This is a genomic window from uncultured Microbacterium sp. (genome assembly GCF_947488465.1).
Taxonomy (GTDB): domain Bacteria; phylum Actinomycetota; class Actinomycetes; order Actinomycetales; family Microbacteriaceae; genus Microbacterium.
Map to the genome: position 1 here is coordinate 332,798 of NZ_CANKZA010000001.1, position 19,254 is coordinate 352,051.

The window sequence follows — 19,254 nt, forward strand, 5'->3', positions numbered from 1 at the left end:
CGTCATGACGTCGCTGTGCGAGGACGATCGCGGCTCCAGCCCCGTCGAGTTCGTCCTCGTCGGAACGTTGCTCACGGTGCTCACGCTCGCCGTCGTGCAGCTGGGGGTCGCCGTCTATGTTCGCAACGTCCTGCACGATGCCGCCGTCGAAGGCGCGTATCACGGCGCGCTCGCCGACACCTCGCTCACCGACGGCGCCGTCCGAACCGATCACCTGATCCAGACGGCCGTGAACGGACTCGACGTGGCGGTGACGGCCCGGGACACCACGGCGCTCGGTGTTCCCGCGGTTGAGGTCACGGTCATCGCGACGCTGCCACTCGTCGGTCTTCTTGGGATCCCCGCCGGGATGGAGGTGACCGCGCATGCACCGCGAGAGTCCTTCGACTGACGACCGCGCGCAAGAAGGATCGGCGGCGCTGGAGTTCATCCTGGTCGGTCTCATCCTGCTGGTGCCCATCGTCTATCTGATCGTGGCGCTCGGTGAGATCCAATCTCACGCCCTCGGCGTCGAGACGGGTGCCCGCCAACTCGCCCGGACGATCGCGACATCGGGCGACGCGGCGACCGCGGACGCCCGTGGCGAGCGTGTGATGGCCGCGATCGCGGAAGAGTACGGGATCGACCGCGACACGATGACGATCGACATCGCCTGCGCGCGGGGCGCGGTCGCGTGCCCCGAGGCGGGCGCCACACTACTGGTCACGGTGTCGGCGAGTGTCGCCTTGCCGCTCGTTCCCGCCGTGCTCGGGCTCGATGCTCTCGCTCGGGTGCCGGTCGAGGCGACGGGTGCACAGAAAGTCTCGCGCTACTGGGTCGGGCTGCCGTGATGTCCGGCTCGGCGCCGTCAGACGATGCGGGCAGTGTTCTCCTCCTCACCCTCGGCTACGCGCTTCTCGCGATCGCGCTCGTCCTCGTGTGCGTCGATGCGACGAGCCTCTATCTCGCGCAGAAGCGCGTGGAGGCTGCGGCCGACGCCGCCGCCCTCGCGGGCGCCGATGGGTTCACGTTGACGATGACCGGCGGGCAGCCGCGGGCCACGCTGACGGATGCCGGCATCCACGCGCAAGCGATAGACATCCTCGTGGTCTACGGCGACACCTCACTCGTGTCCGCAGGGACCGACGACGGCGTCTCGGCACGCGTGACGGTCTCGACGCTCTGGCGGCCACCGGTGCTCAGCATCTTCGTCCCGGAGGGGGTCCTCCTCGACGCGACGGCCACGAGCCGCACCGCGCTGCGCTGACGGGAGCGTGACGGAGAGCTCAGCTTTCGCGCGGCACGAACCGCGGCACCCACCGAAGAAAGGCGAGTGCGCCGAGCAAGCCGATCGCGCCCATCGCCGCCGTGGCGACCGCCAGGGAGAACGCGGCGGCGAGAGCCGAGACGGTCAGAGGTGCGATCGCGCCGCCGGCATCCGTCAACGTGCGCCATGAGCCGAGGAACGGCGCCGGGTCGGCTTGCGGAGCGATGTCGGCGCCGAGGGTCAGCAGGATACCGCTCGAGAGGCCATTGCCCACCCCGAGCACGGCGGCGAACAGGGCGAACCACATCTCAGACTGGCTGAGGTCGTGGGTGAGGGACAGGGCCACGAATCCCGCGCCCATCAACACCATCGCCGGCAGGGCCGCCCAGAGCCGGCCGAACCGGTCCATGACCTGGCCGCTCGCGTAGAACAGGGCGAAGTCGATCGCGCCCGAGACACCCACAACGAGCGCGATCGTCTGGGCGTCGAGCCCGATCGACACGCCCCAGAGCGGGAGCACGATCTGGCGGGCCGAGCGCACCGCCGACAGCGACGCTGCTGCCACCCCCAGTCGTGAGAGCACGCCGCGGTACTGCCACATCGTGCGGAACACCCCCACGCGGCGATGAAGGGGGATCGATCCGGTAACGGGCTCGCCGGTGTCCGCGTCGTCGAGAGCGGGTCGTGTCGCGGCGGAGGGGGAAGCGACGACCTCGGGGTCCGGACCGAGGACGACGAGGAGCACGGTGGCGATCAGGCACACACCGAAGAACCAGACAGTCGCGTGCTCGTCCTGGAAGATCGCGAGGAGAAGCGCAGCGACGAAGGGACCGATGAACATCCCCAGGCGAAACGTGCCACCGAGCAACGAGAGCGACCGTGCCCGGAACGCCCACGGCACGCGTGTGGTCATGAACGAATGCCGGGCGAGTCCGAAAGTCGCGGCGCAGAATCCGATGAGAAAGATGGCCGCGGCCAGGACCGGCAGGCTCGGCGCCACCAGCAGGCCAGCCACGCCGCCGAGTGCCAACACGCCGCCGACCGCCATCGTGACCCGCTCGCCGACACGGGCGACGGACCACCCGGCCGGGATATTGCCGAAGAGTTGGCCGATCACGAGAGCCGAGACGACGAGCGCCGCGGTCGGGACATCTGCGCCCAGTTCGGCGGCGATGACCGGGAGGAGGGGGATGACGGCACCCTCACCGAGGGCGAACAAGACCGTCGGGCCGTAGATCATCGGCGCCAACCGCCACAGCATTCCGCCCATCGATGAGGAGGAGTCGGATGCGGTCACCCTCTTCACGTTAGTCTGGACTGTCATGCTTGAATTCGATCCCGCTCCCGAAATCCAGGCCCTGCGATCTACGTTCTCCGACATCGCCGCGGTCGTCGATGTCGACGCGTTGCGCGCCGAGATCGCCCGTCTCTCCGAAGAGGCCGGCGCACCCGATCTCTGGGACGACGTCGAGAAAGCGCAGAAGGTCACCAGCGCCCTGAGCCATCGCCAGTCTGAGCTCAAGCGCGTCACCGATGTCGAACAGCGCCTGGACGACCTCGACGTGCTCGTCGAGATGGCCATCGAGATGGACGATGAGGACACCGCCGCCGAGGCGCGCAAGGAGATCGCGGATCTGCAGACGGTCATCGGTCAACTCGAAGTGCAGACGCTGCTCGACGGCGAGTACGACGATCGCGCGGCGGTCGTCACGATCCGTTCCGGCGCGGGCGGCGACGACGCCACCGACTTCGCCGAAATGCTCCTGCGGATGTACCTGCGCTGGGCCGAGCGCCACAAGTACGCCGTCAAGGTGATGGACACCTCCTATGCGGAGGGCGCCGGTATCAAGTCGACGACGTTCGAAGTGGATGCGCCGTACGCGTACGGCACGCTCTCGGTCGAAGCCGGCACACACCGCCTCGCGCGCATCAGCCCGTTCGGCGGCGCTGACAAGCGTCAGACGAGCTTCGCGGCCGTCGAGGTCATTCCGGTGATGGAAGAGGCCAAAGAGGTCGAGGTTCCCGAAGGCGATATCCGCGTCGACGTGTTCCGGTCGTCGGGTCCGGGTGGCCAGTCCGTCAACACGACCGACTCTGCCGTGCGCATCACCCACCTTCCGACCGGCATCGTCGTGTCGATGCAGAACGAAAAGTCGCAGATCCAAAACCGTGCTGCCGCGATGCGCGTCCTGCAGACGCGCCTGATGCTGCTCCAGAAGGAGCAGGAGGCCGCGACGAAGAAGGAACTCGCGGGCACCATCACAGCCAGCTGGGGCGATCAGATGCGCTCGTATTTCCTCTACGGCCAGCAACTCGTCAAGGACCTCCGCACCGGCTACGAAGTCGGCAACCCCGCCTCGGTCTTCGACGGCGACCTCGACGGTCTCATCGCCGCCGGCATCCGCTGGCGCAAGCGCAAAGACGACGACTGAGCGCCCGCGGACCCGGTGTCTGCGCACGTCAGGAAACTTCCGCGAAGAAATTCTCCGGCAGGTGCATCCGAATCTCTCGATTCGGACGAATACATCTGTGACGGCGCGAATGGCGCGCAGCGCGGAAGGAGAACATCATGATGCGATCCAGGATCGCTGTCGGCCTTGCGGCCGCAGCGCTCGCCACGCTCGGCTTCGCGGCCCCCGCTTCGGCGGCCGATGAAGCGTCACTGTCCGTCTTGCACGGCATCCCCGACACTCCCGTCGATGTCTACGTCAACGGCGCGCTGACGATCGACGACTTCCAGCCCGGCGATCTCGCCGGTCCTTTGGCGTTGCCGCCGGTGAAGGACGACTGACCGTTCGCCACGTTGCAGCGGCCCCTGCCGTCGACATCCTCGCGGGTGGTGCGGCTGTCGTCGAAGGGCTGACGAACCCGAACGAGGCGACCCTCAACCTCCCGGCGGGAACCGTCTCGGCTGCCGTTGCGCTGGCGGGCACGACCGACCCGGTCCTCGGCCCGACAGATGTGAATGTCGCCGAAGGCACCCTCACGATCGTGTACGCATGGGGAAGCGCTGCGGACAGCAACCTCGCCCTCGCCGTTCAGACGATCGACGGATTGCACTCCGACCCCAACGGCGTGAACACGGGCTCTGCCGGTCTCGTCGCGGAGAACCGTGGGGCGGGGTCGCTGCCTTGCCGAGTGCGATCTCTGCCAGGAAGACGTCCGCGCCCTGAGCCGCGCCGTCCGGGCCGGGCGCGCTACGGCACCGGATGGATTGTCGACCCCCGGCGATCATGTCTGGGACGCGATCGCCGCGGAGGTCGCCGCAGACCACCACACGCACGCCCGCACAACGGTGTCTGCGTCCACAGCATCCTCGCAGCCCCATCACGCACCCCGCCAGCGCCGACGGACCCCCCTCGCGCTCGTTGTGAGCGCGCTGACCGCGGCGGCAGCTGCGGTCGCCATCACCCTGGTGATCATGATTCCGCGCCCGGTCGGCATTGCGACCGCGAGCCTCGACGCGTTCCCGGACCATCCTGGCGCGCGGGGGACCGCTGAGCTCGAGCGAGAGCCGAACGGAACCGAACGCGTGCGCGTCGAGCTGGACGCCACCGTGCCTGCGGACGGACTCCGCGAAGTCTGGTTGCTGACCGAGGACGGAACTGCGTTGGTCAGTCTCGGCGTGCTCGACGGGAGCGTGGGCTCGTTCACGCTCCCGTCGACGTCGACACGACGCGGTATTCGGTCGTCGACATCTCCCAAGAGCCGACGGATGGCGGAGCTGAGCACTCCGGCGACTCGATCGTCCGGGGTCAACTCACCAGGTCGTGAGAGGCGGGGTGTCGCATCCGGCATCCTTGTGTGACCCGCTTAGGCTCGTCAGGTCATGATCCGGTTCGAGCACGTCACCAAGAGATTCCGTGGGACCAGCAAGCCGGCGCTGAACGACGTCGACTTCGAAGTTCAGCGCGGTGAGTTCGTCTTCCTTGTCGGAGCCTCCGGCTCGGGCAAGTCCTCGTGCCTGAGGTTGATCCTCCGAGAGGACCAACCGAGTGAGGGGCGCGTCGTGGTTCTCGGGCGCGACCTCCACTCCCTGTCCAGCCGCAAGGTCCCGTACTTCCGTCGGCACATCGGATCGGTGTTCCAGGATTTCCGGTTGCTGCCGAACAAGACGGTGTTCCAGAACGTCGCTTTCACCCTCCAGGTGATCGGGTCATCGCGCGCGTTCATCCAGCAGGCGGTGCCTGAGGTCTTGGCTCTCGTCGGGCTCGAGGGAAAAGGAAAGCGGCTCCCGCACGAATTGTCTGGTGGGGAACAGCAGCGCGTGGCGATCGCCCGTGCGCTGGTCAACAGACCTCAGATCCTCCTCGCCGATGAGCCCACCGGCAACCTCGACCCCGCGACGTCGGTCGACATCATGCAGCTGCTCGCCCGTATCAACGCGGGCGGGACCACCGTGGTGATGGCCACGCACGAAGCCGGGTTCGTCGACCAGATGAAGCGTCGCGTGATCGAGTTGCGCGGCGGCGTCATGGTGCGAGACGACCGCCACGGCGGATACGGCGACACCTCGGCGATCCCGAGCCTCACCCCGCAAGCCGAAAAGGGTGCCGCGGCCACGGCGGCGCTGACCGCTGTGCTCCAGCTTCAGCGCGAAATCGCCGCGCAACCGGCGGCAGCCGCTCCGGATGCCGCAGAGACTCCGGCATCCGAGGCTGATCCGGCAATGACCACGCCGGCACCGGTCGACCCTGCGCCCGGGACGAGGCCCATCCGCATCGCCACCCCCGCGGTGGATCTCGACGGTCTCGGCATCGGGGGGCTCGACGCGGACGGTCGGGGTGTCGCGGACCGCCTGGGACTCGGTAAGGACGACGACGAAGTGGGGCCGACGACATGAGGATGCAGTTGATCCTCGGCGAGGCGCTCACCGGCCTCCGCCGCAATGCATCGATGGTGATCTCGGTCGTGCTCGTGACCTTCGTGTCGCTGACCTTCGTCGGCGCAGCCATGCTCATGCAGATCCAGATCGGCAAGATGCAGGATTACTGGGCGGATCGCGCACAGGTCGCCGTCTTCATGTGCCGTGCGGATTCAACCGCCACGACGTGCGTCGACGGTGCCGCGACACAGGAGCAGCTCGACGCGGTCGCGACCCAGCTCGACAGTCCGGCGCTCAGCGCCGTGGTGCGCGATGTGCGGTTCGAGTCGTCGGAAGAGGCGTATCAGAACTTGTTGGACCTGTACGGCCAGGAGTACGCCGACTACGTCACGCCCGAGCAGTTGGGGGAGACCTACTGGGTCAATCTCGTCGATCCTGCCCAGTCCGACGTGATCACCGAGGCGTTCAACGGCACACCGGGTGTCGACAACGTCCGCAACCAACTGCAATACCTCGAGCCGTTGTTCTCGGCGCTCACGGTCGCGACCTACATCGCCGTCGGCATCGCCGGACTCATGCTGATCGCGGCGGTCCTCCTGATCTCCACCACGATCCGCCTGTCCGCTTTCGCACGGCGAAAAGAGCTCGGGATCATGCGCCTGGTGGGCGCCTCGAACAGATTCATCCAGACACCGTTCATCCTCGAGGGCGTCTTCGCCGCCTTCATCGGATCGTTGCTCGCGGGCGGGGCCATCGTCGCCGGCATCCATTTCGGAGTCAACGGCTATCTGCGCGACCGCATCGACTTCATCACCAATTGGGTCGACATGTCGGATGCGGCGGTCGTCATCCCCCTCATCGTCCTGATCGGGCTCGTGCTCGCAGCGCTGTCGGCGGGGTTCGCGATCAGGCGCTGGCTGCGCACCTGATCCGCGCGCACGGGTAGACTGAGAGGCTGTCATCCGGATCGAAAGGGGGAGGACATGCCGAAAGAACGTGGTGAGAAGGTCGTCGCGACCAACCGTCGCGCGCGCCACGAGTACGCGATCGAGAAGACGTACGAGGCGGGACTCGTCCTCACCGGCACCGAGGTGAAGTCACTCCGTGAAGGCCGCGCCAATCTGAGCGACGGATATGCGTACATCGACGGTGGCCAGGCGTACCTCGATGCGGTGCACATTCCCGAGTACGCGCAGGGCCACTGGACGAACCATGCGTCCAAGCGCACCCGAAAGCTCCTGCTGCACAAGGAAGAGATCATCAAGCTGTCGCACGCCGTCTCGGCCGGCGGCTACACGCTGATTCCGCTGAAGCTCTACTTCTCGGACGGGCGTGCCAAGGTGGAAATCGCGGTCGCCAAGGGTATGCGCGAGTTCGAGAAGCGCCAGACGATCCGCGAGCGTGAAGACAAGCGCGAAGCCGAACGCGCGATGCGCGCGCGCAACCGCCTCGGCGACTGACCTCGGTCAGTCCGCGTCAGGCGCCGATCTCCGCAGAATGTCGCGATCTCCGCAGGGGGATGCGGCATCCGGTGCGGAAATGTCGACATTCTGCGGCGTTCGTGAGCAGCTCCGGGCGAACCTTCCGGGATCCGACGGTCAGCTCGCGGCGAAACGGGCCTCGACGGCGGCGGTGATGACGATGTCATCGGGCTGGAAGTCGATTGCCGGAGCACCGCCGACATCCATCGACATCGCCGACCTGGCGAACATCCGCGCGCTCGGCGCGGCTTCCTGCCCGTGAGTCAGGAGCCCGAGATCGGCGATTTCGATCGGGGTGACCGTGGCGCGGTCGATCGCGGATGCGTATGCGGTCGCGCGTTCTACGGCGACCGAGACAGCGGCCGTCGCGACTTCGCGCTCGGTGCGGGCGCGGGTGTCGGGAGTGAGTTGCCACTCCACGGTGCCGACCTGGAATCCCTCCTGCATGCCGATCACGGTGAGCCAGTCGGAGAGCGCGACAAAATCCGAGAAGGTTGCGACGATCTCGACGGACGCATGGTGGACGAGATCGAGCTGCCGACCTTCGGTGTTCCAGGGGCGGTCGGACCAGATCGAGACGCGCTGTGCGGACCAGTCTTCGATCGTCCCCGCAGCCTGACGTGCTGCGAGGTCGTCGCGCACAGGTGAAGCGAGCGCCGCGATGCGTTCGACCACCCGTCCGCGTTCGGGGCCGTCGACGGATGCGGAGATGTGCGCGACAGCGCGTTCGGGAGCGATTCGCGCCTCGTCGGAGCCGCGGACTGTGATGATGACCTCACTCATACGAGCGACTCTACGCCGCACGGTGATAGTCTGGGATGCTCAGGTGCCTCGGCACCCGAGCACAACTCCACAGTGTGACAGTGGCTCATTCGCCGCACGGCCGAGAGGTCGAAGGGCTCACGGGGCTGATCGGTTTCGACAGCGCCTGCGAATCTGCGAGAAGCGGGCCGAGGATGCAGGGTTATCTCGTTAACGATCTCTGCAAACCAATAAGTGCCGAAACCAAGCGCACTGAGTTCGCCCTCGCTGCATAAGCGAGCCTGAACTCCGTCAGACCGTAGGCGATCCCGCTACGGACCCTGGCGTCATCTAGGGATCTTGCTGTGTGACGGGGTCTCGACGTCACACGGGACTCTTCTGGGACTGGGCTTGTCGACTTAGGTGTCTGTGACAAAGGTCGGAGCCGAGCAGAACGTTTTCACAGACTGCGCCCGGAGAAAACGCAGTATCTCAGCGTTGGACGGGGGTTCGATTCCCCCCAGCTCCACGACGTCACTGTCACAAGTGGAAGACCCCGGTCCGCGTGTTCGCACGCGGGCCGGGGTCTCTCGTCTATCCGAGCTCAGCCGGCGGGCCGCTCGATGAGCAGCAGATTCTGCTTCGTGTCCGAGACGGTGACCCAGCCCTCGCCGAACTCGTAGGTCATGCCGTAGCCGTTCTCGTCGACGGTGAGCGACCGCGAGGGGTCCTCGGTAACGTACGCGCCGCTTGCCGTCTCTTCAACTGACCAGCCTTGCGCGACCAACAATTCTTGCGCCCTCTCCGCGTCGGCATCCGCGATCGGGGACCATCCGACGAGCAACGAGATGCTGTTCGCGGCGGTGAAGTCGGCCCACATGCACTGCACACCCTCGTCCAGCGGGATGTCACCGACCGTGAACGTTTCTTCGCGGTAGGTCCATCCCTGGGCTGTCAGGTCGGTGAGGAGCTCCCCGGCCACGAGGCTTTCGCAGGTCGCGTCGGCGGCACCCGCGGTGGCTGTCGAGGTCGGTGTCGGCTCGGCGCCATCGGTCGCCTCGGGCGTCGGGGCAGTCGTCACGGTCGTCGCGGAGGGGGACGGTGCGGAGGCCTGCGCGGCGCATCCTGTCAAAAGAAGCGACACCGCGCCGATACCGGCGACGAAGGAGAAGGAGAGAGTGCGGGCAGATGCCATGGGGGTCCGGATCGTTAGGCGGGGGAATGCAGAAGGGACAAGAAGGAGTCGTGCAAGATGCCGTTGGTCGCCAGCGATGACCGCGACGACAGTGAGTCGGCCCCGTCGTAATCGGTGAACGTGCCGCCGGCTTCGCGGATGATCGGAACGAGCGCGGCGATGTCGTACTCTTTGACGCCGAACTCGGCGACGAACTCGAGGCGGCCCTCGGCCACAAGCATGTAGGGCCACGTGTCGCCGTACCCGCGGTCACGCCACACCGCGCGGCTCAGTCGCAACAGCGCATCGGTGTGGCCGGCTTCATCCCACTGCGCGATGCTCTGGAAGCTGACGCTGGATGCCGCGACGTCGGACACCGAGGACACAGACAGGCGACGTGGCGCGCCGGAGGGCGTGTTCGTCCACGCACCGAGTCCGCTCGCGGCCCACCAGCGACGCCCGAGGGCGGGCTGACTCGCGACACCGACACGCGGAACGCCATCGATGGACAGGGCGATCAGGGTGGTCCACATCGGGATGCCCTTGAGGTAGTTGGCGGTGCCGTCGATCGGGTCGATGATCCACTGCCGCGCGGCGTCGCCGCTCGTCCCGAATTCTTCGCCGAAGATGCCGTCGCCGGGTCGTTCATCGGCGAGGATGCCGCGGATCGCGCGTTCGGTGGCGAGATCGGCCTCGGTGACGTGCGAGGCATCGGCTTTCGTCTGCACGTCGAGATCGGGCGCGTCGAACCGGGCCATGGACACCTCGTCGGCCGCGTCCGCCAGACGCAGCGCCAGCGCCAGTTCGCCGGACAGGTCGCCGCGGAAGGGCGCGTTCCAGGAAGGCCGGGGGGCGGGGGAGCTCACCCCTCCAGGATACGGTGCGACGGATGCCTCGATTGGCGATCTGCGGCATCGGGATGGTAACGTTGGTCCTCGTTCGCCTCGCGGCGAGCGGAGCGCACCTCTAGCTCAATCGGCAGAGCAATTGACTCTTAATCAATGGGTTCAGGGTTCAAGTCCCTGGGGGTGCACGACCCGAAAAGCCCCGGAGAGATCCGGGGCTTCTCGCATGTGTGGGGGCCGATGGTTATCGGATCGTGATCGGCGCGGTGTTTGACACATCGGGTCTACCTGAACATGATTGCATTACCTGAATCAGTTCTCAGGTTCCTCTCAATGGTGAAAGGCACGCACATGCGGGTTACGAAGAAGTTGCTCCTGGGAACCGTGACCATCACGGTAGCCCTCGCCCTGGCGGCCTGCGCGCCGACCACCGGCGGAACCACCGCACCGTCGGACAGCGGCGCGGCCGGACCCGCAGAGATCACCGTCGGTGTGATCACGAGCGAGACCGGCCCCCTGGCGAGCTACGGCAAGCAGTACCTCGAGGGCTTCCGAGCGGGGCTCGACTACGCCACCGATGGCACCGACGAGGTGAACGGCACGAAGATCACGGTCGACTACCGCGACGACGCGGGAGACGCAGACACGGCGGTGGGCGCGGCCAAGGAACTCATCGGTGAGGGGGTCACAATCCTCGCCGGCAGCGCCGCGTCCGGTGTCGCCGCGGCTGTGGCCGAGCAGGCCGGCCAAAACCAGGTTCTTTTCGTTTCGGGTCCCGCGGCCGCCGACGCTCTCACGGGCATCAACGACTACACGTTCCGCAGCGGCCGCCAGTCCGCGCAGGACGTCGCGACGGCCGGAACGTTCCTGGGTGATCTCGACGGCAAGACGGTCACGGTGTTCGCCCAGAACACCGCCTTCGGTCAGGGCAACGAGGCGGCTGTCAAGGCGATCCTGGGCGCGAAGGGCGCCACCGTCAACAGCGTGCTCGTGGCGGAAGACGTCACCGAGTTCACGCCGTTCGCGCAGCAAGTGCTCACCGGCAACCCCGACCTCGTTTTCGTGGCGTGGGCCGGCGCCACCTCCGGCGCGATGTGGCAGGCGATGAGCCAGCAGGGGGTGCTCGACGCGGTTCCCGTCGTGACAGGGCTCGGCGATTCGGCGACCTTCGGGGCCTACGGCGAAGCATCCGAGAAGATCAGCTTCCTGAACCACTACTTCCCGGGCGGTCCTTCCCACGATGTCAACGACGCGATGATCGAGCTGGTCGAAGCAGCCGGTGGCACTGCGGACCTCTTCACGCCGGACGGCTTCAACGCCGCGATCATGCTCGTCCACGCCATCGGCGAAGGCCGGGGCGATGTCGATGCCATGGTTTCGGCACTCGAGGGCTACACCTTCGAGGGACCCAAGGGCAGCCTCACCGTCCGCGAGAGCGACCACGCGCTGATCCAGGAGATGTACCAGGTCAAGCTCGTCGCCGACGGCGCCTCGTTCGTTCCCCAGCTGGTCGACACGGTCGCCGCTGAGGACGTCGCGCCGGCCGAAGCACAGTAACGCGGAGAGTCGAACCCCATGAGCGCTCCCGTCCCGTCCGCGCTGTCGATCCGCGGCCTCGGCCTGCAGATCGGCGGGGCGACCATTCTGAAGGACGTCGATCTCGACATCGCACCGGGCACCCTGGTCGGTGTGATCGGACCCAACGGTGCCGGAAAGACCACGTTGTTCAACGTGATCTCCGGCGTCGCTCGGCCCACGACCGGCAGCATCCTGATGAACGGTGACGACATCACCAGCCGGTCTGTGCCCCAGCGGGCGCGGGCGGGGCTGGGGCGCACGTTCCAGACATCCAGCCTGTTTCCCCGGCTGAGCGTGCTGGAGAACGTCCGGCTGGCCGCTCAGGTGGGCCTGGGCGGGAACTACTCCCTGTTGCGCTTCCCGCGGCGCTCGGATGCCGCGACCGAACGAGCGCGGGAAGAGCTGACCAAAGTCGGCCTCACCCACAAGCTCGACACTGCTGCGGGCGACATCTCCCACGGCGACAAGCGCAAGCTCGAGATCGCGGTGCTCTTGGCCACCGACGCGAAGATCGTGCTGCTCGACGAACCCATGGCCGGCGTGGCCTCGGGTGACGTGCCCGGACTCGTCGACAACATCCGCGACATGCAGCGCGTCAGCGGATGCACGGTGCTCATGGTCGAGCATCACATCGATGTGCTGATGGGTCTCGTCGACCGTGTGGCGGTCATGTACTCCGGCTCGATCATCGCCTTCGACACGCCGCAGAACATCATGGCGAACCCCCTCGTGCAACGCGCCTACCTCGGCGTCTCGGGAACGGAGAGCGCGGCATGAGCGAGTCGATTCTCACCGTCGAGCATCTGAAAGCATCCATCGCCGGTCAACAGGTCGTCGAGGACGTGACGTTCGCCGTGCCCGCGACAGGCATCACCGCCGTCCTCGGGCGCAACGGCGTCGGAAAGACGTCGACCCTCCGCGGGATCCTCGGTCTCATCAGCCGTCAGGGCGTCGTGACGCTGGCGGGAGAGCGGATCGACGCGTTGCCCACGCACCGGATCGTCCAGCGTGGTGTCGGCTACGTCCCGGAGGACCGCGAGGTCTTCGCGAGTCTCACCGTCGCCGAGAACCTCGCCTTGGCAGCACGGACGAAAAGCCCTCGGCGCGACTTCGTCGACGCGCTTTTCCCCGACCTGGTCGCGCGCCGCGCGCAGCTTACCGGCACGCTCTCGGGCGGCCAGCAGCAGATGCTCTCGGTGGCGCGGGCACTTCTGAACGAGAACCAGATCCTCCTCGTGGACGAACCCACCAAAGGATTGGCGCCGAAGATCGTCGCCGAAGTCGCCGACGCACTGCAAGAGGCCGCGAAGATCGTGCCCATCCTGCTCGTCGAACAGAACCTCGAGGTCGTCCGGCAGCTCGCCGACGACGCGATCGTGATCGCTGGAGGGCATGTCGTCCACACCGGCCCGGCCCGAGGGATCCTGGACGATCCGACCCTGACCACGCGCCTTCTCGGCGTCAGCGCGGAGGTGCACTCGTGAGCAGCATCGTCCTCATCCTTCTGACCGGGATCGGGCTGGGAGCGCTGTACTTTCTGGTTGCCTCGGGCCTCAGCTTGATCTACGGACTCATGCACGTGCTGAACTTCGCCCACGGCGCCTTCCTCACCCTCAGCGCTTTCGTCGGGTGGCAGGTCGCTCAGGCACTCGGCACCGCGTCGTGGGGCTCTTTCCTGGTGTCGATCCTGGTAGGTGCGGTCGTCGGCGCGATCTTCGCGACGCTGACCGAACTCATCCTCATCCGTCCGCTGTACGAGCGGCACATCGAGCAGGTGCTCGTCACGGTCGGGCTTTCCTTCGCCGCCGTCGCACTGTTCGAGGGGATCTGGGGGACGGATGCCGTCAACATCGCCGGACCGCCGTGGCTGAAGGGCACGACGGAGGTTCTCGGTGCCCGCATCCCCAACACGTACTGGGTGCTGATGGCGGCCGCCGCGATCGTCCTGCTCGCCCTCGTGTTGTTCCTGCAGAAGACCCGGTACGGCATGATCATTCGCGCCGGGGTCGAGAACCGGTCGATGGTCACCGCGCTCGGCATCGATGTGCGCAAGAGCTTCACCCTCGTCTTCGCGATCGGGGGTGCAGCGGCCGGTATCGGCGGGGTGCTCGCGATGCACTACACGACGTTCGTCTCCGCACATCTGGGAGCCTCGCTGCTGATCTTCGCGTTCATCGTCACCGTCATCGGCGGGCTCGGTTCGCTGACGGGTGCGGCGATCGCCTCGGTGATCGTCGCGGTGCTCCAGCAGTTCGCCAACATCTATCTGAACGGCACCGGCGACTTCATCGTCGTCGCGCTGCTGGCGGTCGTGCTGCTCGTGCGGCCCCGCGGTCTCATGGGGAGGAAAGCATGACCGTCACCACTGGAGTGCCGACCCTCGTGCCGGGACGCAGGGGCTCCCTCCTGCCCTTCGTGATCGGTGGCGCACTCGTCGTGCTCATGGCCGTGCTGCCGCTGCTGAACGTGTCGATCCCCGGTATCCTTCCCGGACCGACCTACACACCAGGCAGCCTGGCGCTGCTCTCGCTGTGCATGGTCTTTGCCGCACTTGCGCTTTCGTACAACCTTCTGCTCGGCACAGCCGGGATGCTGTCCTTCGGACACGCGCTCTACTTCGGCGCTGGCGCCTACGGCCTCGGTCTTGCGCTGGAATACGTCGGTGTGCCGCTCTGGCCGGGCGTGCTGATCGCCCTGCTCGGGGGCCTTGTGATCGCGCTGTTCACCGGTGCGATCTCGATGCGTGTTTCCGGAATCCCGTTCGCCATGGTGACGCTCGCCTTCGCCCAGGCGGGCTCGGTGCTCGTCCGGCGCAACCAGAGCGTGACCGGCGGTGAAGAGGGCCTGCGGCTGCCGACCGAGTATGTTCCGGAGTGGTTGGTCGGGGTCGTCAACACGCGGAACCTCTACTGGTTCACGCTCGTGGTGCTCGTGATCGTCTACCTCGTGGTGCTGTGGGTGGACCGCTCGCGCCTCGGTCATCTGGCCGAAGCCACCCGCGAGAACGAGCTCCGCGTGCAGGTGTTGGGGCTGCGTCCATACGCCGCGAAGCTCATCGTCTTCGTCGTCGCGGCGCTCTGCGCCTCGCTCGCCGGCATCGCGTACATGCTTCTCCAATCCGGTACCCAGCCGGGTGCTGTGGGCGCCGACCTCACGATCACGGTGCTGGTGATGGTCGTCCTCGGTGGCGTCGGGTTCCGGTGGGGTGCCATCTTGGGGGGTGTGCTCTACACGATCCTCGACCAGCGCTTGACGGTGCTTGCACGATCGGAATGGATCCAATCCCTCCCCGACGTGTTGCGTATTCCGTTGTCGGAGCCGCTGTTCCTGCTGGGTGCGCTGTTCATCCTCGTCGTGATGTTCCTCCCCGGTGGCATCGCCGGCACCGTCGATGCGTGGGTCCGTCGACGGCGCGGCGAGCGCACCCGATCGCAGCTGCGGCAGTGGAGTGAGGCCGACGACAGCGTCGCCGAACCCGCGGAGGTGCGCGGGTGAGCGACATGCTGCCGGGTGCACCCGTGTTCGCGGACGGCCCGCACACGGTGGGACGCTGGTTGACCGATCGTGCCGCGAGTTCGCCCGACCACATCGCGATCGACGACCGTGGGGTGCGCATCGGATACGCCGACCTCGAGTTGCGAGCCCGCGAGTTGTCGCTCGGGCTGCGGCGCGGCGGATACGGCCCGGGCGATCGGGTGGCGACGATCTCGGGCAACTCGATCGATCACGTCGTCGCATTCTTCGCGTGCGCCCTGGCGGGGATCGCTTTCGTGCCCCTGTCGTGGCGACTTTCCGCGCGCGAGCTCAGCGAGGTGGTCGATCGTTCGGCGCCGGCGTTGGTGCTCGTCGAAGACGAATACGCCGGGAGTGCCGATGATGCGTTCCGGCGCCTCGCGCAGCGGCCGCTGGTTGCCGCGCTCGGCACGACCGGGATCGAAGCCGACGTTCCGCCGCGCGCCGGAGGGCCGGGGGAGCGCCGTGGCGTCCGTGACGGCGACCCGCTGCTCATCATCTACACGTCGGGTAGCGAAGCCGCACCGAAGGGTGTGGTCCTCACGCACGCGAACTGCTTCTGGAACAATCTGGCGCTGGCGGGCGCTCGTCAGCTCACCTCGGATGACATCGTGCTCGCGATGCTGCCCCAGTTCCACGTCGCAGCGTGGAACTGCCAGCCGCTCCTGGCCTGGTGGGTGGGCGCGACGGTCGTCCTGGAACGCTCTTTCCAACCGCGCCGCATCCTGCACCTCCTCGCCGATCGCGGGGTGACGGCCATGATGGGTGTGCCCACCCAGTATCGGCTCTTGGCGGATGATCCCGGCTTCGCCGCCGTGTCGCTCTCCAAGCTCCGGGTGGCGTTGGTGGGTGGCGCGACGATGCCGGACGATCTCGCCGCCCGGTGGGCTGCGGCAGGAAGGCCCCTCACCCAGGGCTACGGACTGACCGAAGCGGCACCGAACGTCCTGTGCGAGGGTAAACCGTATCCGCACGTCGACGTGTGCATCGTCGATCAGGCGACACAGCTTCCCCTGGAAGGCGCCGCCAGCGGCGAACTCTGGGTGCGTGGGCCGAGCGTCTTCGCCGGCTACCTGGGCGATCCGCAGGCGACGTCTCGCGCGCTCGTGGAGACGTCGGACGGCGTGTGGCTGCGTACCGGAGACATCGTCCATCGCGACGCGGAGGGCGGCATCCGGATCGTCGACCGGATGAAGGACATCTACATCTCCGGCGGCGAGAATGTCGCCCCGGCCGAGGTGGAACGTGCGCTGTGTCTGCACCCCGGGATTGCGGAGGCAGCCGTCGTCGGCGTGCCGGATGCTGTCTGGGGCGAGCGCGGTGTCGCCTTCGTGGTCGCAGCCTCCGGTGCGCGATTGAGCGAGGACGAGGTGCTCGCTCATGCCCGTGCCGAACTGGCGGGATTCAAGGTTCCCGCTCGGGTGGCCTTCGTCGCAGAACTCCCGCGCTCCACGATCGAGAAGCTGGCCCGCTCTCGACTGCACGTCCGGGCCATCGACCTGGTGAAAGGGAACCGCTCATGAGCATCACTGAGCACGCAGCGGCCGATGCGCCGCACGAGCCGTCGCTGTCGGCGACGGGGAAGCCGCTCACCAAGCGCGGCGAGGCGACCCGCCGGAAGTTGCTCGAAGCGGCCGAGGAGGTTTTCGCCTCGCTGGGGTATCACGAGGCCTCCATCGTGAAGATCACGGAGCGCGCAGGGATCGGCCTCGGCACCTTCTACCTCTATTTCGACAGCAAGAAGCAGATCTTCGAAGAACTCGTCATCGACCTCAACAGGCGAGTGCGTCACTCGATGACCGAGGCGATGATCGGCGCAGACAATCGCCTGGATGCCGAGCGAGCCGGCTTCGAGGGGTTCTTCCGCTTCACTGCGGCCCACCCTGCGCTGTATCGCGTGGTCCGGGAGGCCGAGTTCGTCTCACCCGAAACTCTCCGGCTGCACTACACGCGCATCGTCGACGGGTATGAAGCGGGCCTGAAAGCGGCGCAGCAGGCGGGCGACGTCGATGAGGCCCTCGACCCGGAAGTGACGGCCTGGGCGCTGATGGGCGCTGGCGAACTCATCGGCATGCGCTTCCTCCTGTGGGAGCGCGATGACGAGGGCAACCCGCCCGCGACGATGCCGGTGGAGATCATCGATCACATGATGCGGTTCATCCGCAACGCGCTGGCGGCGCGGACAGCGAGGAGCGACCATGAGTGAGCAGGACCTGGCCGGAAAGCGCGCGATCGTCACCGGGGGTGCCAGCGGGATCGGCCTGGCCTGTGCGCGTGAGTTCGCCGCCCGCGGGGCCCACGTGGTCGTCGCCGATTGCAACGCCGCCGCGGCCGCTGCCGCTGCGACGGAGATCGGTGGTGAATCCTGGGTCGTCGACCTGTCCGACACGGCAGCTCAAGAGCACCTGAACCTCGACGCCGACATCCTCGTGAACAACGCCGGGATCCAAACCGTCGCCCCGCTGCACGAATTCGATCCCGAGCGGTGGCGATTCATGCATCGGCTGATGGTCGAGTCGCCGTTCCTCCTCATTCGCGCCGCACTCCCGACGATGTACGAGCGCGGATGGGGGAGGATCATCAACATCTCCAGCGTCCACGGTCTGCGCGCGAGTGCGTTCAAGTCCGCCTATGTCGCCGCCAAGCACGCGTTGGAGGGACTGTCCAAGGTCACCGCGCTCGAAGGTGGCCCGCACGGCGTCACGAGCAACTGCGTCAACCCGGCGTACGTGCGCACCCCGCTCGTCGAGAAGCAGATCGCCGATCAAGCACAGGTGCACGGTATCGCCGAGAGCGACGTCGTCGAGAAGATCATGCTCACCGAGACGGTCGTCAAACGTCTCGTCGAAGCCGATGAGGTGGCCTCACTCGTGGGTTGGCTCGTCTCCGATCGTGCGGGGATGGTCACCGGCGCGAGTTACACACTCGACGGCGGCTGGTCGGCGCGATGACCGTGCGCACGCATCGCCTCGTTTCCCTACCGGTCGCCGGTGGCGATCTGACAGTCGGCGTCTGGGATGCCGAAGATCCGGACGCGCCGACGATCCTCGCCGTCCACGGGGTCACCTCGTCCCACCTCGCGTGGGAACAACTCGCCGCCGCGCTGCCGGGCGTGCGGATTGTCGCACCGGACCTGCGTGGTCGCGGTCAGAGCAACATGCTGCGGGGCCCGGCGGGCATGCACGCGCATGCCGCTGACCTTGCCGCGGTGGTCGCCGCCCTGGATCTCGGGCCCACGCTCGTCGTCGGCCACTCGATGGGTGGGTTCGTGAGTGTCGTGTTCGCCCACCGGTATCCCGATCTCGTCACCCGTCTCGTGCTCGTCGACGGCGGGCTTCCGCTGGCCGCGCCGTCGGGCCTCGGACCCGATGAGCTCGTGGCAGCGATTCTCGGACCGACGGCCGCGCGCCTGTCGATGCGGTTCGCCGACGTCGAGGCGTACCTCGGCTTCTGGCGGCAGCATCCGGCATTCGTCGGTGAGTGGACCCCGGAGTTCGAACGCTACCTCGCCTACGACCTGGTGCCCGACGGCGACGCGTTCCGCCCCGCAACGAGCTATGCGACGACGATCGAAGACACCGTCGACCTCCACACCGGCACGACCATCCACGAGGCCGTTCACGCTCTGTCGCGTTCGACAACGCTCATCACGGTGCCGCGAGGACTGCAGAACGACCCTCCCGGCCTGTACCCGCTCGATCACCTCGCGGCGTTGTTGGCACAGTATCCCGACATCGCGCATCAGCGCTGGGACGAGTTCAACCACTACACCGTGGTTCTCGGGCAGGCGGGCGCCGGCGCCCTGGCCGGCGTCATCGCCGGGCACCTGGCGGCGCCCGCGCGCTGACGCG

General features: G+C 67.1%; 21 protein-coding genes, 1 tRNA gene, 1 other RNA gene and 1 pseudogene. 20 read left to right on the forward strand and 4 right to left on the reverse strand.

Annotated features, from left to right (window positions below; genetic code table 11):
- Positions 1-4 precede the first annotated feature (4 nt).
- The 3 genes from Q0653_RS01560 to Q0653_RS01570 are packed head-to-tail and all read left to right on the forward strand — an operon-like array spanning position 5 to position 1,246.
- Positions 5-391: a TadE family protein gene (locus tag Q0653_RS01560; RefSeq protein ID WP_298741593.1), complete on the forward strand. Its 387-nt coding sequence runs from the start codon at positions 5-7 to the stop codon at positions 389-391.
- The gene (locus Q0653_RS01565; protein WP_298741591.1) at positions 366-830 is read left to right on the forward strand and encodes a TadE family protein; all 465 of its coding nucleotides are present in this window, start codon (positions 366-368) and stop codon (positions 828-830) included. Before Q0653_RS01560 ends, Q0653_RS01565 begins: the two co-directional genes overlap by 26 nt.
- Positions 830-1,246: a pilus assembly protein TadG-related protein gene (locus Q0653_RS01570; protein ID WP_298942114.1), complete on the forward strand. Its 417-nt coding sequence runs from the start codon at positions 830-832 to the stop codon at positions 1,244-1,246. Before Q0653_RS01565 ends, Q0653_RS01570 begins: the two co-directional genes overlap by 1 nt.
- Positions 1,247-1,265: 19 nt before the next feature.
- On the opposite strand, the gene Q0653_RS01575 is transcribed toward Q0653_RS01570, so the two are convergent.
- Entirely contained in the window at positions 1,266-2,507 is a 1,242-nt protein-coding gene (locus Q0653_RS01575) for an MFS transporter (RefSeq protein ID WP_298943087.1), read from the reverse strand.
- A gap of 61 nt (positions 2,508-2,568) precedes the next feature.
- Between Q0653_RS01575 and prfB the strand changes: the two genes are divergently transcribed.
- The 6 genes and pseudogenes from prfB to smpB all read left to right on the forward strand — a co-directional run bounded on the left by prfB (position 2,569) and on the right by smpB (position 7,531).
- The gene (prfB, locus tag Q0653_RS01580) at positions 2,569-3,678 is read left to right on the forward strand and encodes a peptide chain release factor 2 (RefSeq protein ID WP_298942117.1); all 1,110 of its coding nucleotides are present in this window, start codon (positions 2,569-2,571) and stop codon (positions 3,676-3,678) included.
- Between the two features lie 140 nt (positions 3,679-3,818).
- Positions 3,819-4,354 (forward strand): annotated as a pseudogene (locus Q0653_RS01585) (DUF4397 domain-containing protein); the annotation flags it as partial.
- A gap of 106 nt (positions 4,355-4,460) precedes the next feature.
- Positions 4,461-5,054, forward strand: coding sequence for an anti-sigma factor (locus Q0653_RS01590; RefSeq protein ID WP_298942119.1), 594 nt, complete (start codon positions 4,461-4,463; stop codon positions 5,052-5,054).
- Positions 5,055-5,075: 21 nt separating this feature from the next.
- The gene (gene ftsE, locus Q0653_RS01595; protein WP_298942121.1) at positions 5,076-6,089 is read left to right on the forward strand and encodes a cell division ATP-binding protein FtsE; all 1,014 of its coding nucleotides are present in this window, start codon (positions 5,076-5,078) and stop codon (positions 6,087-6,089) included.
- Entirely contained in the window at positions 6,086-7,000 is a 915-nt protein-coding gene (gene ftsX, locus Q0653_RS01600) for a permease-like cell division protein FtsX (protein ID WP_298741581.1), read from the forward strand. The genes ftsE and ftsX overlap by 4 nt, the downstream gene beginning before the upstream one ends.
- A gap of 54 nt (positions 7,001-7,054) precedes the next feature.
- The gene (gene smpB, locus Q0653_RS01605) at positions 7,055-7,531 is read left to right on the forward strand and encodes an SsrA-binding protein SmpB (protein WP_261606014.1); all 477 of its coding nucleotides are present in this window, start codon (positions 7,055-7,057) and stop codon (positions 7,529-7,531) included.
- 138 nt (positions 7,532-7,669) lie between these two features.
- Here smpB and Q0653_RS01610 read toward each other — a convergent pair whose 3' ends face one another.
- On the reverse strand, positions 7,670-8,335 hold the full coding sequence (locus Q0653_RS01610; RefSeq protein ID WP_298942127.1) for an SIMPL domain-containing protein: 666 nt from the start codon (positions 8,333-8,335) through the stop codon (positions 7,670-7,672).
- Positions 8,336-8,456: 121 nt separating this feature from the next.
- On the opposite strand from Q0653_RS01610, the gene ssrA reads away from it, so the two are divergent.
- Positions 8,457-8,825, forward strand: a transfer-messenger RNA (tmRNA) gene (gene ssrA / locus Q0653_RS01615).
- A gap of 72 nt (positions 8,826-8,897) precedes the next feature.
- Here the strand turns inward: ssrA and Q0653_RS01620 are convergent.
- Positions 8,898-9,488, reverse strand: a complete 591-nt coding sequence (locus Q0653_RS01620) for a nitrate ABC transporter substrate-binding protein (RefSeq protein ID WP_298942129.1) — start codon at positions 9,486-9,488, stop codon at positions 8,898-8,900.
- Between the two features lie 14 nt (positions 9,489-9,502).
- A complete protein-coding gene (locus Q0653_RS01625) occupies positions 9,503-10,333 on the reverse strand; it encodes an inositol monophosphatase family protein (protein ID WP_298942131.1) in 831 nt (276 codons plus the stop codon).
- Positions 10,334-10,427: 94 nt separating this feature from the next.
- Between Q0653_RS01625 and Q0653_RS01630 the strand changes: the two genes are divergently transcribed.
- From Q0653_RS01630 to Q0653_RS01675, 10 genes are all read left to right on the forward strand, one after another.
- Positions 10,428-10,500, forward strand: a tRNA-Lys gene (locus Q0653_RS01630).
- A gap of 163 nt (positions 10,501-10,663) precedes the next feature.
- The gene (locus Q0653_RS01635) at positions 10,664-11,869 is read left to right on the forward strand and encodes a substrate-binding domain-containing protein (RefSeq protein WP_298942133.1); all 1,206 of its coding nucleotides are present in this window, start codon (positions 10,664-10,666) and stop codon (positions 11,867-11,869) included.
- 18 nt (positions 11,870-11,887) lie between these two features.
- The gene (locus tag Q0653_RS01640) at positions 11,888-12,667 is read left to right on the forward strand and encodes an ABC transporter ATP-binding protein (protein WP_298942135.1); all 780 of its coding nucleotides are present in this window, start codon (positions 11,888-11,890) and stop codon (positions 12,665-12,667) included.
- Entirely contained in the window at positions 12,664-13,374 is a 711-nt protein-coding gene (locus tag Q0653_RS01645) for an ABC transporter ATP-binding protein (RefSeq protein ID WP_298942137.1), read from the forward strand. Before Q0653_RS01640 ends, Q0653_RS01645 begins: the two co-directional genes overlap by 4 nt.
- Positions 13,371-14,246, forward strand: coding sequence for a branched-chain amino acid ABC transporter permease (locus Q0653_RS01650; protein ID WP_298741564.1), 876 nt, complete (start codon positions 13,371-13,373; stop codon positions 14,244-14,246). The genes Q0653_RS01645 and Q0653_RS01650 overlap by 4 nt, the downstream gene beginning before the upstream one ends.
- Complete coding sequence (locus tag Q0653_RS01655; RefSeq protein WP_298942140.1) at positions 14,243-15,385, forward strand: branched-chain amino acid ABC transporter permease; 1,143 nt, start codon at positions 14,243-14,245, stop codon at positions 15,383-15,385. Before Q0653_RS01650 ends, Q0653_RS01655 begins: the two co-directional genes overlap by 4 nt.
- Positions 15,386-15,390: 5 nt before the next feature.
- On the forward strand, positions 15,391-16,926 hold the full coding sequence (locus Q0653_RS01660) for an AMP-binding protein (protein WP_298943088.1): 1,536 nt from the start codon (positions 15,391-15,393) through the stop codon (positions 16,924-16,926).
- Positions 16,923-17,609: a TetR/AcrR family transcriptional regulator gene (locus tag Q0653_RS01665; RefSeq protein ID WP_298942142.1), complete on the forward strand. Its 687-nt coding sequence runs from the start codon at positions 16,923-16,925 to the stop codon at positions 17,607-17,609. Before Q0653_RS01660 ends, Q0653_RS01665 begins: the two co-directional genes overlap by 4 nt.
- On the forward strand, positions 17,602-18,354 hold the full coding sequence (locus tag Q0653_RS01670; RefSeq protein ID WP_298942144.1) for a 3-hydroxybutyrate dehydrogenase: 753 nt from the start codon (positions 17,602-17,604) through the stop codon (positions 18,352-18,354). The genes Q0653_RS01665 and Q0653_RS01670 overlap by 8 nt, the downstream gene beginning before the upstream one ends.
- The gene (locus Q0653_RS01675; protein ID WP_298942146.1) at positions 18,351-19,250 is read left to right on the forward strand and encodes an alpha/beta hydrolase; all 900 of its coding nucleotides are present in this window, start codon (positions 18,351-18,353) and stop codon (positions 19,248-19,250) included. The genes Q0653_RS01670 and Q0653_RS01675 overlap by 4 nt, the downstream gene beginning before the upstream one ends.
- Positions 19,251-19,254 lie beyond the last annotated feature (4 nt).